10 protein-coding genes are annotated in these 14182 nt (G+C 59.9%); 8 read left to right on the top strand and 2 right to left on the bottom strand.

Features of this window, described 5'->3' with window-relative positions; all coding sequences use genetic code 11:
* Window positions 1-63: 63 nt before the first annotated feature.
* Window positions 64-2811, bottom strand: coding sequence for a TonB-dependent receptor (locus K3180_RS00050; RefSeq protein WP_221537626.1), 2748 nt, complete (start codon window positions 2809-2811; stop codon window positions 64-66).
* Between the two features lie 297 nt (window positions 2812-3108).
* Between K3180_RS00050 and K3180_RS00045 the strand changes: the two genes are divergently transcribed.
* The 6 genes from K3180_RS00045 (at window position 3109) to K3180_RS00020 (ending at window position 10438) form a co-directional block, all read left to right on the top strand.
* Window positions 3109-4143, top strand: coding sequence for a LacI family DNA-binding transcriptional regulator (locus tag K3180_RS00045; protein ID WP_221537625.1), 1035 nt, complete (start codon window positions 3109-3111; stop codon window positions 4141-4143).
* A 95-nt stretch (window positions 4144-4238) separates the two neighbouring features.
* Window positions 4239-5771, top strand: a complete 1533-nt coding sequence (locus tag K3180_RS00040; protein ID WP_221537624.1) for an MFS transporter — start codon at window positions 4239-4241, stop codon at window positions 5769-5771.
* Complete coding sequence (locus tag K3180_RS00035; protein ID WP_221537623.1) at window positions 5764-7161, top strand: alpha-amylase family glycosyl hydrolase; 1398 nt, start codon at window positions 5764-5766, stop codon at window positions 7159-7161. The genes K3180_RS00040 and K3180_RS00035 overlap by 8 nt, the downstream gene beginning before the upstream one ends.
* A 183-nt stretch (window positions 7162-7344) precedes the next feature.
* Window positions 7345-8253 (top strand): sulfate adenylyltransferase subunit CysD, encoded by a 909-nt coding sequence (cysD, locus tag K3180_RS00030; RefSeq protein ID WP_221537622.1) that lies wholly within the window; start codon window positions 7345-7347, stop codon window positions 8251-8253.
* The gene (gene cysN, locus K3180_RS00025) at window positions 8253-10160 is read left to right on the top strand and encodes a sulfate adenylyltransferase subunit CysN (protein ID WP_221537621.1); all 1908 of its coding nucleotides are present in this window, start codon (window positions 8253-8255) and stop codon (window positions 10158-10160) included. The genes cysD and cysN overlap by 1 nt, the downstream gene beginning before the upstream one ends.
* A 20-nt stretch (window positions 10161-10180) precedes the next feature.
* Window positions 10181-10438 carry a DUF2061 domain-containing protein gene (locus K3180_RS00020; protein WP_221537620.1) on the top strand — a complete coding sequence of 86 codons (258 nt, stop codon included), beginning with the start codon at window positions 10181-10183 and terminating at the stop codon, window positions 10436-10438.
* Between the two features lie 10 nt (window positions 10439-10448).
* On the opposite strand, the gene K3180_RS00015 is transcribed toward K3180_RS00020, so the two are convergent.
* Window positions 10449-11717, bottom strand: coding sequence for an acetyl-CoA C-acetyltransferase (locus K3180_RS00015; protein ID WP_221537619.1), 1269 nt, complete (start codon window positions 11715-11717; stop codon window positions 10449-10451).
* A 116-nt stretch (window positions 11718-11833) separates the two neighbouring features.
* On the opposite strand from K3180_RS00015, the gene K3180_RS00010 reads away from it, so the two are divergent.
* Together K3180_RS00010 and K3180_RS00005 are read left to right on the top strand one after the other, a co-directional pair.
* Window positions 11834-12607, top strand: coding sequence for a crotonase/enoyl-CoA hydratase family protein (locus tag K3180_RS00010; RefSeq protein WP_221537618.1), 774 nt, complete (start codon window positions 11834-11836; stop codon window positions 12605-12607).
* Window positions 12608-12757: 150 nt separating this feature from the next.
* Window positions 12758-13921, top strand: a complete 1164-nt coding sequence (locus K3180_RS00005) for an acyl-CoA dehydrogenase family protein (protein WP_221537617.1) — start codon at window positions 12758-12760, stop codon at window positions 13919-13921.
* Window positions 13922-14182 lie beyond the last annotated feature (261 nt).

Raw genomic sequence — 14182 nt, 5'->3', positions numbered from 1 at the left:
CACATTGACTGTGGCACGAAGAAGAAAGGCGGACCCGTTTATCGCGGGCCCGCCTCACTTTGATCAGAACTTGTAGGATACGCCTACGCTGAAATTGCGACCGTAATTCTGATAATCCCTCACCTGGCGGATGTCGCCATTGTAGTATGTGATGAAGGGTTCGTTAGTCAGGTTGCTACCTTGGAGAACAACGCCGAGTCCTTCGAGCATACCCTCCTGGAAAGTGTAACCGATCTGCGCATCGATAACTGTCTCGGCACGTGCATCGATCTTGTCGCGGGCGAGGCTGAGACCGGAAACTTCGGCAAGGAAGCGCGAGCGATAACGAGCGGAAGCACGGGCTTCGAAACCGGCCTTCTCGAAGTAGACGGTACCGTTCGCGACCCAGCGCGAGAGACCGGGCATCGCAATCGGATCGGCTCCACCCTCGCGGACTTCGCTCTTGGTGTAGGAACCGCTGGCAAATACACCGAAACCGTCGAGCGCAGAGCTGAAGATCTCGAATGGCAGCGAGGCCGACGCTTCTGCGCCATAGACCCGACCACCGCGGCCGTTCTGCCACTGCGAGACGATGCCGAAATCATAGGTCGGCTCGACGCCCCCGGGAGTCGGATATCCGGTGAAGTCGAATACGTTGTCCTGGCGATAGATCCAGTTCTCGAGATATTTGTCGAAGACGCCGGCAGATACGTACCCGCCGCGACCGAAATATTTCTCGATGGCCAGATCGAGCGTCATCGCGAGAAGCGGGCGTAGCCTGGCGTTGCCGATCGTACCCGACCACGGCGACATGTTGATGTCTGCACCAGGCACGTTGTTCGCTTCATTGAAGCCGTAACCGACACCAGGATTGAGCTGATCCATCCGGGCTCGGGCGAGCATGCGGGCGGCGCCGAACCGGATGAAAGTTTCGGGCGCCACTTCGTACGCGACGTTCAGACTCGGCAGCGCATTGGTATATTTGTCGCCGTCGGAAATCGGCGTCGAGACTGTCCCGCTTCCCGGGTTAAAGGCAGCGTATCCGTCAGCCGATTGATCGGTGTGAACGATCTGCAGTCCTACGTTGCCGCGCAGCGGACCAGCATCGACATTAGCCTGAACGAAGCCGGTCAGTACCTTTTCGTTAACAATATAGCTGTTTGTCAAACGACCCGGCGTCCAAAGTGCCTCATTGGTGAGGTCGTAATTATCGTCGTTATAATAGCGCCAGCTGTCGAACGCTACCATTCCCGGAATCCCGATGAAACCAAGCGATACTGGATCGTAGAGGTAGTCCGAAGGCACAGGCGTGTCGGCCGGATAGTCCTTGTGGGTGAGCACGAAGCCTTCGTCGATCAACTGCTTGCGGCGATCCGAATAGTTTACGCCGACGGTAATGTTTTCGAGGTCGCCATCGAAGGCCTGAATAGCCTGGAGGCGGATCGACTGCAGGCGGTCCTTGATACGCGGGCGGTTAACGAAGCCGTCCTGGCAGTTCGGCACCGCGCCACCGCAGCTGTTCCATCCTTGCGGATCGGTGATCACGAACAGGTTCGGATCGGAATAATCGATCGAAGGATCGAAAGTGATCACGCCGCCGCCTGCCGGCATGGTGAAACCGAGATTGTCGGTTGCGCCTACGCCACCGCCACGCCCGGTGCCGAGATAGATTTCGAGATTTTCCTCGGTCTTCTTGAGTTCGGAATAGCTCAAATCGAGTTCGAAAGTCAGCCTATCCGTTGCAGCGAATTCGGTGTTGAGACCGCCGGCGAAGATTTCCGAATCGCGGTTCACCACGTCGTTGCGCATGACCGCTTCGACATTGTTGAATTGGCCCTGCGTGACCAGGCCGTCAGCTTCGCTATAGCCCGGTTGCAGCGAAGCTGCCGACCAATAAAGCGGAAGCTCGATACCGCGTAGGCGCTGCGTGTCATTGAATTGCGACCAGTAGCCATCGAGCGTTGTATGGAACTTGTCGTTCGGCTCGAATTCGAGCACGCCCATCACGCCATCGCGCTTGAGCTTGTTTGATTTGACGTAGGGCTTGGCCCCGCCGATCACCTGGGTGTCGTCGTCGACATTGGGATAGCCCCAGGCGTTCCAGCGTTCTTCCTGCGTCGGGGATTGCATGCGGGCATAGCCCAGCGCCCAGCCGAGCGTGCCGGCGTCATTCTGTCCGACGTAGGAGATGTTTGCACGATAGCCCTTGTCCGAAATATCGGGGTTGAGCCTGCCAAGATCGTTCATCTCGCCGCGCACGCCGACAACGAACTGGGTGCGACCATATTGCAGCGGACGGACGGTCTGCATGTCGATCGTTCCGCCCAGTGCCTGACCGACGAGCATCGCATCGGGCGTCTTGTACACAACCGCGCCGTTGAGTAATTCGGAGGGGTATTGGTCGAGCTCGACACCACGGTTGTTGTTGGCGCTGACCTGCTCGCGGCCATTCAGCAGCGTGGTTGTGAAATCGGGCGCAAGACCACGGATTGAAACAACGTTGGCGCGGCCATCCAGTCGCTGGGTTGCGAGGCCGGGGAGGCGCGACAGCGATTCGGCAATCGACAGGTCGGGCAACTTGCCGAGATCCTCGGCACTCACCACTTCGACCATCGAGGTATTTTCCCGCTTCCTGGCGACCGAGTTATCGATCGAGGCGCGGATACCGGTTACGACGATGACGTCGTCGGCATCCTCTTCCTCGGTTGTTACGAGGTTGGCGTCTTCGCCGGTCGGCTCTTCCTGACCATATGCAGGGGCGGCGACAGTACCCAGCGCTGCCGCAAAGGCAGACATGCTGATGGTTGCGGCAAGTTTGCTACGAATAGCCATATCCAGTTCTTCTCCCGATTGGTCCGCCCCCTGTGTCCGGGGATGGGACCACGCAAATCCCCACAGGTGTGTAACCTGCTTGTCACTTTGATACGTCCGCTTCTGCGATGTGCGGAAGACGGCATACGTATACGCAGGCCCCGTCAGGCGGCGGGTAGTGGCAGAATAACATCAGGGAACGTTCACATCTCGAAACCGGCATAAGTCCGCGAAATATCGCATCGGCAATTTGCTTTGGCCGGGGACGCTGCCTAAGGTTGTTGGCAAGAGCCGCGCACGGCCTTTCGGGGGAGAGCCATGGGACGCAAACCGACAGGACGGCCCACCAGTTTTGACATTGCTTATGCGGCAGGCGTTTCGCAACCGACCGTCAGCCGCGCCCTGCGGGGCGACCGCTCGGTCAGCGAAAAGACGAGATTGAAGATCGAACAGATCGCGCGCGATCTCCACTACACCGTCGACAAGAATGCCTCTTCGCTTCGCTCCCAGCGTGCCAATACCATCGCCCTGCTGTTCTTCGAAGACCCCACGCCTGACGAGAGCATGATAAATCCCTTCTTCCTCGCCATGCTGGGATCGATCACGCGCGCGACTGCCGAGCGGGGGCTCGACCTGTTGATTTCCTTCCAGAGGATGGAAGACGACTGGCACGTACAGTATCAGGACAGCCACCGCGCCGACGGCCTTATCCTCTTGGGGTACGGCGATTACACCAAGTATCGCGAGCGCATGGAACAGCTGGCGCGCCAGGGGACGCATTTCGCGCGCTGGGGTTCTGTCTCGAGTGACAGCAGCGGGGTAACGGTCGGCACGGACAACGTCGGGGCAGGGCGATTGGCAGGTGAGCACTTGCTCGAACAGGGTTGTCGCAAGATCGCATTTCTCGGCCATGCGGACGAACACTATCCGGAATTCAGCGGGCGGTATTCCGGTCTGTGCTCGGCCTTGGTCGAAGCCGGGATCGAACCGGACGAACGGCTCCAGTTCGATGCCTTGACGACCGAGGAAGAGGGACGCGCGGCCGCCAGGGCACTCTTGGAAAGCGGACTGGAATTCGATGCGATATTTGCGGCCAGCGACCTTATCGCTATCGGTGCCATGCGCGCACTTGCCGATGCTAGTCGCCGCGTACCGAGCGATGTAGCAGTAGTCGGCTTCGACGATATACCTTCAGCCAGCCTTACCACGCCGCCGCTCACCACGATTATGCAGGATATCAGAGGGGCGGGCGAAGCGCTGGTGGAGGCATTGCTCGCTCAGGTGGAAGGACGCGACCTTCCACCTCGCAAGCTTCCGGGCAAACTCATCATACGTGGCAGCAGTATCGCCTAGCGTATTCGTATACGTAGTGGCCTCGCGCCGCTCTTCGTGCCAGCCACTGGCTGATGGGACCGGGCAGCAGACCCGGCCGGGACGAGGATATCTGTATGGACGCGACACTTAGCCAGAAGCCCCGCCAGGGCTTTGCCGGTCTCTGGAACATCAGCTTCGGTTTCTTCGGCATCCAGATCGGTTTCGCGCTGCAGAATGCGAATATGAGCCGCGTCTTCCAGACCCTGGGATCGAGCATCGACGACCTGCCCGCCCTCTGGGTCGCCGCGCCGCTGACGGGCCTTATCGTCCAGCCCATTATCGGCCATATGTCGGACCGGACATGGAACAGGCTGGGTCGCCGCCGCCCCTACTTCCTTACCGGCGCGATCTTCGCTGCCTTGTCGCTGTTTCTGATGCCTCTGAGCCCTGCGTTTGGCGCTCCGCTATTGTTTGCTGCGGCGATGCTCTGGGTACTCGATGCGTCGCTGAATGTCTCGATGGAGCCCTTCCGTGCCTTCGTCGGCGACATGCTCCGTACCGACCAGCATAGCGCGGGTTACGCCGTCCAGACCGCTTTTATCGGAGCAGGCGCGGTGGTCGGCTCGATCTTCCCCTGGTTCCTCGAACAATTGGGGGTGAGCAATGTCGCGGCGGATGGCGGACTGCCCGACACCGTGAAGTGGAGCTTCTGGGGCGGGGCCATTGCTCTCTTCGCTGCCGTGCTCTGGACCATTGTCACGACCCGTGAATATTCGCCGGAGCAGATGGCGTCCTTCGGCGGTCACACGCACGAGGAGGCCGGACAGCCCGTACGTGCGCTGGCAGCGAAGACCTATCTTTCCAGCTCAATCTGGATTGCCGCGGGCTTCGGCGTGGTCTTGCTGGTCCAGTCGCTGGAATTGCAGAAGGAAATGCTCCTGCTCGGTGCCTTGCTGGGGGTCTACGGCTTGCTCAGCGCAATTGCGATTTCGATGGCCAAGCAGGGAAAATCCACCAACATGCTCTCCAGCATCGTCGGCGATTTCGCGGGGATGCCGGAGGTGATGAAACGCCTTGCGCTGGTCCAGTTCTTCAGCTGGTCGGCGCTGTTCATCATGTGGATCAACACCACGCCGGTGGTGACGCAATATGTTTTCGGCAGCACCGATACGGCGAGCGCCGCTTATAACGAGGGCGCGAATTGGGTGAACGTGCTCTTTACCGTCTATAATGGTGTCGCCGCGATTGCCGCGCTGGCGCTGCTGCCAGTTCTCAGCCGCAAGGTGGGGCAGGTCATGACCCATTCGATCTGCCTGACTCTCGGGGCGATCGGCTTTCTGATGTTCTTCCTCGTGCGCGATGCCCAGACGCTACTGCTCGCGGAGATCGGTATCGGCATTGCCTGGGCCAGCATCCTCGCGATGCCCTATGCCATTCTCGCATCGAACCTGCCGCAGGCGAAGCTGGGCATCTACATGGGGCTGTTCAACATCTTCATCGTCGTGCCGCAATTGCTGGTGGCGACAGTCATGGGCCAGATCATGCTCTGGCTGTTTCCGGGCGAGCCGATCTGGACGATGCTCTTCGCAGCCGGATCGTGGATCGTTGCCGCTCTCGCGATGCAGCGGGTCAAGGCCGCCATTCCGCAGGAGAATGTACATGCGTAAGCTCATCGCCACTACTGCCGCTCTCGCATTACTCGGTGGCTGCGCCCAGGCCGGTGCAGCACCGGTTGCGTCCGCTCCATCATCGCCGTGGCAGCCGCAGAGCAAGGTGAGCATCGAGCATCCGGAGTGGTCGCGCGATGCGGTGCTTTACCAGATCAACACTCGCCAGTTTACCGAGGAAGGCACGTTCAGGGCTGCGCAGCGAGAATTGCCCCGGCTGAAGGAGCTGGGAGTCGATATCCTCTGGCTCATGCCGATCCATCCGATCGGGGTGGAAAACCGCAAGGGTACACTTGGCAGTCCCTATGCGGTTCAGGATTATTACGCGGTGAACCCGGAATTCGGGACAGAGGAGGACTTTCGCGCTTTCGTCGACGATGCGCATGAACAGGGTTTCAAGGTCATACTCGACCTCGTCGCCAATCATACCGCCTGGGATAACGACCTCGCTAAGCAATATCCCGAATGGTACGAGAAAGACTGGAAGGGCGACTTCCGGCCTACGCCCTGGTGGGACTGGTCCGACATCATCGATCTCGACTGGTCGAAACCCGGCGTGCGTGAGCATGTCGGCGGCGCAATGGAATACTGGGTGCGCGAATTCGGGGTGGACGGATATCGCGCCGATGTCGCCGGCTATGTCCCGCTCGATTTCTGGGAGACGATGCGGACCCGCCTCGAAGCGATCCGTCCTGTGTTCATGCTAGGCGAGGTGCAGCAGACTGCCTTCCACTTCGGCGCTTTCGATGCGACCTATGCCTGGGACTGGCACAACACCTCCAAGAATGTCGCGCAGGGCAAGGGCAATGCCACCAGTTTCTATGGCTATTATGCCGAGAACGAGAGCCTGTGGCCGCGCGAGGCGATGCGCATGACCTATATCGAAAACCACGACAGCAATGCGTGGGAAGGCACGATGGAGGAGAATTACGGGCCGGCGCTGGAAGCGATGACCGCCCTGTCTTTCACCGGCCAAGGCTTGCCCCTGATCCACAATGGCATGGAGGCCTGCAACGCCAAGCGGCTCGAATTCTTCGAGAAGGATGCGATCGACTGGAGCCAGGGCGAAGACTGCGATTATGGCGCGCTGCTGGCGAAGCTCATCGAGTTTCGCAAATCCAATCCCGCGCTGGAAAACGGTCAGTGGGGTGCCGTGATGCATAAGGTCGAGAATTCTCATCCCGAGCAGCTTTTTGCCTGGGTTAGGGAGGAGCAGGGCAACAAGGTGGTGGGCTTGTTCAACATGAGCGACAAGCCGCTCAAGGCCACTTTTTCGGATACATTGCCGCATGGCACCTACCGCGACTTCGCCAGTGGAAAACGGGTTACCGTAGGCGAAGGGTACAGCGTCGAATTGCCCGCATGGGGCTTCCGCCTTCTAAGCCACTGATCGCAGTAGCTTTTCGATACGAGTGCACACCCTCGGTGGGCGGACGCAATCACTGCGGCCCCCATAACCCGCGGGGCAAATTCTCCTATCGGCCCCGCGACCATTCTCTGCTTGTAGATGAACGGCGTACCATTCACATGGTCGTTTCCGGCACGCCTGACTGAATGTTACAGACGAGACCCAATGACACTCACCCACCTTCAGCGGCTCGAGGCCGAAAGCATCCATATAATGCGCGAAGTGGTGTCCGAGGCGGAAAAGCCCGTGATGCTCTATTCGATCGGCAAGGACAGCGCCGTCATGCTGCATCTCGCCAAGAAGGCTTTCTATCCTTCGCCGCCGCCATTCCCGCTGCTGCACGTGGATACGACCTGGAAGTTCAAGGACATGTACGCCCTGCGCGAAAAGAGCGCGGAAGATGCTGGCATGGAACTGCTGGTGTATCAGAATCCCGAAGCGGAAGAGATGGGGATCAACCCGTTCGACCATGGACCGCTCCACACCGATATGTGGAAGACGCAAGGGTTGAAGCAGGCGCTCGACAAATACGGGTTTGATGCGGCCTTTGGTGGGGCCCGGCGCGACGAGGAAAAGAGCCGCGCGAAAGAGCGTATCTTTTCCTTCCGCACCGCCAGCCATGGCTGGGATCCCAAAAGCCAGCGTCCGGAACTCTGGAATCTCTACAACGCCCGCAAGAAGAAGGGCGAGAGTATCCGCATCTTTCCGCTGTCGAACTGGACCGAGCTCGACATCTGGCAGTATATTCACCTCGAGAATATCGAGATCGTGCCGCTGTATTATTCGGCCAAGCGACCGACCTTCGAATACGAGGGCGGATTGTTCATGGCCGACGATATCGAGCGGCTCGAGAAGGTCATGGGCAAGCGTCCGGAGATCATCGAACGTTCGATCCGTTTCCGCACGCTGGGCTGCTTCCCGCTGACTGGCGCCGTGGAAAGCGAAGCCGCGACGCTACCTGAAATCATCCAGGAAATGCTGCTGACCACAACTTCGGAACGGCAGGGCCGAGTCATCGACAAGGATTCGGGCGACGCGTCGATGGAGAAGAAGAAGCAGGAGGGCTATTTCTGATGTCGGAGCCCATCTACAAGACCGATGCGCTGATCGCAGAGGACATCGACGCCTATCTCGAAAAGCATCAGCATAAGACCATGCTGCGCTTCATCACGTGCGGCAGCGTGGACGACGGCAAGTCGACCCTGATCGGTCGCCTGCTTTACGATTCCAAGATGATTTTCGAGGATCAGCTTGCCGCGCTCGAGAACGATTCCAAGAGGGTCGGTACGCAGGGGCAGGAGATCGATTTTGCGCTGCTGGTCGACGGCCTTGCCGCCGAACGCGAACAGGGCATCACGATCGACGTCGCTTACCGCTTCTTCGCGACCGAAAGCCGCAAGTTCATCGTCGCCGATTGTCCGGGTCACGAACAATACACCCGCAACATGGTCACCGGTGCATCGACCGCCGATCTCGCCGTGATCCTGATCGATGCGCGCAAGGGCGTGCTCGTCCAGACCAAGCGCCATAGCTTCCTCTGCCATCAGCTTGGCATCAAGAACCTCGTGCTTGCAGTGAACAAGATGGACCTGATCGATTACGATCAGGCGAAGTACGACGCGATCATCGAAAACTACCGCGAGTTTGCGGAAAGCATCGGTATCGAGAACTTCACTGCGATCCCGATTTCCGGTCTCGCTGGCGACAACATCACCACGCAGTCGGAAAATACGGATTGGTACGATGGCCCCACGCTGATGCAGCATCTCGAGGCGGTCGAAGTCCGCTCGGATGCGAACCTGGCCAAGCCATTCCGCATGTCGGTGCAATGGGTCAATCGCCCGAACCTCGACTTCCGCGGTTTCTCGGGCCTCATCTCTACCGGCTCGGTCAAACCGGGCGACAAGGTACGTTCGCTGCCTTCGGGCAAGACCAGCACGGTAAAATCTATCGTCACGATGGATGGCGACCTTGAAGAAGCGATTTCCGGCCAGTCGGTGACCATCACTCTCGAGGACGAGATCGATTGTTCGCGCGGTGATGTGCTCGCGGCGGCCGACAGTCCTCCCGCAGTTGCCGACCAGTTCGAAAGCACCATCGTCTGGATGGATGAAGAGCCGCTCGTCGTCGGCCGTGCCTACTGGATGAAACTGGGTACGCAGATGGTCAGCGTGACCGTCGCCGAGCCGAAGTTCGAGATCAATGTCAACACGATGGATCATCTCGCTGCCAAGACGCTCGAACTCAATTCGATCGGCGTGAGCGAGATCACCACCGACCGGGCGATCGTCTTCGATCCCTATTCGGAAAACCGCGCGCTGGGCGGCTTCATCCTGATCGACAAGATCAGCAATCGGACCGTCGGCGCGGGCATGCTGCATTTCAGCCTGCGCCGCGCACAGAACGTACACTGGCAGGCGGTCGACATCACGCGTGACGATCATGCGGCGATGAAAAACCAGAAGCCCCGCGTCCTGTGGTTCACGGGCCTTTCCGGTTCGGGCAAATCGACCATCGCCAACGAAGTGGAAAAGAAGCTGGCGATCATGAATCGTCACACTTTCCTGCTCGATGGGGACAACGTCCGCCACGGCCTCAACAAGGATCTCGGTTTCACCGAAAGCGACCGGATCGAGAACATTCGCCGCATCGGCGAAGTCGCCAAGCTGATGACCGATGCCGGCCTGATTGTGCTGACCGCTTTCATCTCGCCCTTCCGCGCCGACCGCCGGTTGGTCCGCGACATGATGGGCGAGGGCGAGTTCATCGAAATCCACGTCGATACTCCCCTTGAGGTGGCGGAACAACGCGACGTGAAGGGGCTCTACAAGAAGGCCAGGACAGGGGAGTTGAAGAACTTCACCGGCATCGACAGCCCCTATGAAGAACCTGAAGACCCGGAAATTCGCGTCAACACGGTGGCGATGAGCCCCGAGGAGGCGGCGGATTACATCATCAAGCAGATCCTGCCGCTCAAGTAAGCTGGATCGGGGGAGGATAGATGATCCTTTTTCGCGGGCGCGAAGCGCATTCACGCAGTTTCGCCAAGGCCGGGAGCTGGCGTATCCTGGGCAGCATCGATACTTTCCTGCTGAGCTGGTTTTTCACCGGGAACTACAAGGCGGCGGGTGCCATCGCGGTCACGGAAGTGCTGACCAAAATGGTGCTATACTACTTCCACGAACGCGCCTGGGCGAACGTTTCCTGGGGCTTCTCGGACGACAAGGAAGAATCGCTTCCGGGCGACCGGCCCGCCTGAAAGAGAGGCGTTAGTCGGCGAAATCCTCCACCCGCTCAATTATGATGGCAGGCGCCATGCCGCCCGCCGCGCACATGGTGACCAGTCCGTAGCGCTTGTTCTGCCGCTCCAGCTCGTCGACTATCGTGCCGATCAGGATGGAACCGGTCGCGCCGATGGGATGGCCAAGCGCAATCGAACCGCCGTTGACATTGACCTTGTCCCAGTCGAGCTCGAGATCGCGCACGAACTTGGCTGCGACGACGGCGAAGGCTTCGTTGATCTCGTAAAGGTCGATATCGTCCTTGGTCAGTCCAGCCTTCTCCAGCACTTTCTTCGCCGCCGGGACCGGCGCGTTAAGCATCAGAGTGGGATCGTCGCCCATGTTCGCCGTCGCCACGATCCGTGCGCGTGGTTTGAGACCGTGCTTCTTCGCATAGTCCTTGCTCGTCACCAGCACCGCCGCCGCTCCATCGACAACACCGGAACTGTTGCCCGCATGGTGGAAATGCCTGATTTCAAGATCGGGATATTTCGCGTTTACAAGGCCCGCAAAGGTCGTGCCGCTCTTGTCCAGCGGGACATTGGCAATCTTGGCGAAGGCCGGCTCCAGCTCGGCAAGGCCTTCACGGGTTGTTTGGGGGCGAGGGAATTCCTCCTTGGCGAGCACGACATTTCCTTCATCGTCGATGACGGGGACGAGCGACTTGTCGAAGCGGCCTTCCTCGATCGCCACCGCTGCGCGTTGCTGGCTCCGATAGCCGACCTCGTCCAGTTCCTCGCGGGTAAAGCCTTCCATCGTCGCGATGGCATCGCCGCACACGCCCTGATGGCTCTGCGGGTGGCTCGCCTGGAGGCGCGCATTATAGCTGCCCATCATCGGCGGCTTGAGACCCGCCGCCATCTTGTCCTTCGCCATTTGCGCGGTCAGGCTCATCATCTCGGTCCCGCCTGCGACCACGCAATCTTCCATGCCGCTCATCACCTGAGCCGCCGCCAGCGCGACCGAGGTAATTCCGCCCCCGCAGAAACGGTCGAGCGTGGTGCCGCTGGAGGTGACGTCATAGCCGGCGTCCAGCGCGGCCATGCGGCCCAGATCGCCCGCCTGCATCCCGTCCTGCGTGCTGACTGACCAGATCACGTCGTCCACCGTCGCGGTATCGAGGCCGTTGCGGTCCTTGATGGCCTTGAGCACCGTCGCCGCGAGATGCTGCGGGTGCATCGCCGCCAGCGCACCCTTGCCCTGCTTTCCGATCCCGCGGGGAGTACGGACGGCATCGATGATATAGGCTTCGGACATGGGCAGGTTCCTCTCTCGGCAGAATGATAGTTGCGGCGATTGCCGGTTGACGTTTGCGTAAACCTCAAGCAGCAAGGGCGCAAGAACAGTTTCAAATCGCAATGGAGAGAGAGCCCATGTCCGAGCAAGCGTCCGCCGACGTCCTGACAGAAGTCGATGACGGCGTCCTGATCGTCACCATCAATCGTCCCGAAGCCAAGAATGCCATGAACAAGGCTGCCGCGGAGGGGATTGCCGCGGCGATGGACCGGCTCGATGCCGATGACGATCTGCGCGTAGGCATCCTGACGGGTGCGGGCGGGACCTTCTGTTCGGGCATGGACCTCAAGGGCTTCCTGCGCGGCGAATCGCCCAGCATCGAAGGCCGCGGTTTCGGCGGCGTGGTGCAGGCGCCTCCGGCCAAGCCCCTGATCGCGGCCGTGGAGGGTTATGCGCTGGCTGGCGGGCTCGAACTGATGATCGCCTGCGACCTTGTGGTTGCGCACAAGGATGCAAAATTCGGCATCCCCGAAGCCAAGCGCGGTCTTGTCGCCGCGGCGGGCGGGGTCATGATGCTGCCCGACCAGATCCCCGAGCGCGTAGCGATGGAACTGGCACTGACCGGCGATTTCATCACTGCCCAGCGCGCATATGAACTCGGACTCATCAACCGTGTTACCGATGGCTCGGCGCTGGACGAGGCGAAGGAACTGGCGGCCAGCATCGCGGCAAACGGCCCTCTTGCCGTGCGCGTTTCCAAGCAGATCATGAAGGAATCGCGCGGCTGGGCAATGGACGAACGCTACGACAAACAGGCGCAGCTAATCGGTCCGGTATTCATATCGGAAGACGCGCGCGAAGGCGCGGCTGCCTTTGCCGAGAAGCGCAAGCCGGTTTGGAAGGGAAAGTAGGCGGAAACGCCGCCTTGTCTCACTCCGTTCGTGCTGAGCTTGTCGAAGCACCGTCCTTCTCTTTTTGAAGCGCCGGTCGGGAAGTAGATACGGCCCTTCGACAGGCTCGCGAACGGTTGTCGGGAAACATATTCGAGAGAGGACTATTCAATGCCCGTAATCGACGTACCCCAGCCCGCCTTCATGGATGACGAGGAGATTTCGATCTTCGCCGATGCCGTAGGCAAGTTCTACCAGAAGCATGCGCCGGAAAAGCGCGTGCTCAACTGGCGCGAAGATGGCCAGGTCGAACGCGAATTCTGGCGCGAGGCGGGCGAGGCCGGACTGCTCGGCTCCTCCGTACCCGAGGAATATGGCGGCCACGGCGGTGATTTCCGGCACGAAATGGTCGTCATCGACCAGCAGGGCAAGCACGGGGTCGAAGGCTTTTCCGCCAGCCTGCACAACACGATTATCCTGCCCTATCTCGTGCGTCACGGGACGGAAGAGCAGAAGAAGAAATACCTGCCCCGGCTGGTCAGCGGCGATCTGGTGAGCGCGATTGCGATGACCGAACCGGGCGTGGGCAGCGATCTCCAGTCGATCACCACCACCGCGCTGAAGGACGGCAATGGCTATCGTATCAACGGGGCCAAGACCTATATCTCCAATGGGCAGACGGCGGACTTCATCATCGTTGTCGCCAAGACCGATCCCAATGAACGCGCCAAGGGCATTTCGCTCATGCTGCTGGAAACCGACGGGGCGGAAGGCTTTCAGCGCGGCAAGAAGCTCGACAAGATCGGCCTCGATGCGCAGGACACGTCGGAACTGTTCTTCGACGATGTCTTTGTGCCTGCCGAAAACGTGCTGGGCGGGGAAGAAGGCAAGGGCTTCTACCAGCTGATGGGCGAACTGCCGCAGGAACGGCTGATCATCGCAATGGGCGGCATGACCGTGATCGAAAACGCGCTGGAAGAGACGGTGAAATACGTCAAGGAGCGCAAGGCTTTCGGCAAAACCATCTGGGACTTCCAGAACACGCAGTTCACGCTTGCCGACCTCAAGGCGCGGGGCACGGCGGCGCGCATTTTCGTCAATGACTGCATCGCCAAGCACCTGGAAGGCAAGCTCGACGTGCCGACTGCCTGCATGGCGAAATACTGGGTCACCGAATTGCAGGGCGAAACCGTCGACAAGTGCCTCCAGCTGCACGGCGGGGCAGGGTATATCAACGATTACCCCATCGCCCGCATGTACCGCGACAGCCGCATCAGCCGGATCTTCGGCGGATCGAACGAGATCATGAAAATGGTGATCGCGCGCAGCATGTAGGACCGAATCGTTATTTCCGGCCGGGCAAGGCGGGCTGGAAACAACGACTCATCGGTCCGTAGGAATAGCTTTGGGGAAATCCTATTAATTGGCTAACCCATTGACATTTCTTGCCTATTTGGTTAGGTGTGGCAGCGGATCGGGAGGGCGCGAAGCTGGTACCCCCCTTCCTCGCCCGGAGGGCCCGCGACGGCGGTGCCTGCATGGGCGGCGCGGCCGGTGCGAAAGGCGCGGGCGTCCAGGTCGGGAGCGAATGAACTC

The organism is Qipengyuania huizhouensis (genome assembly GCF_019711635.1).
Classification (GTDB): domain Bacteria; phylum Pseudomonadota; class Alphaproteobacteria; order Sphingomonadales; family Sphingomonadaceae; genus Qipengyuania; species Qipengyuania huizhouensis.
Note: the sequence above shows the minus strand (reverse complement) of the source record. Positions and strands in the feature narration are given on the sequence as shown.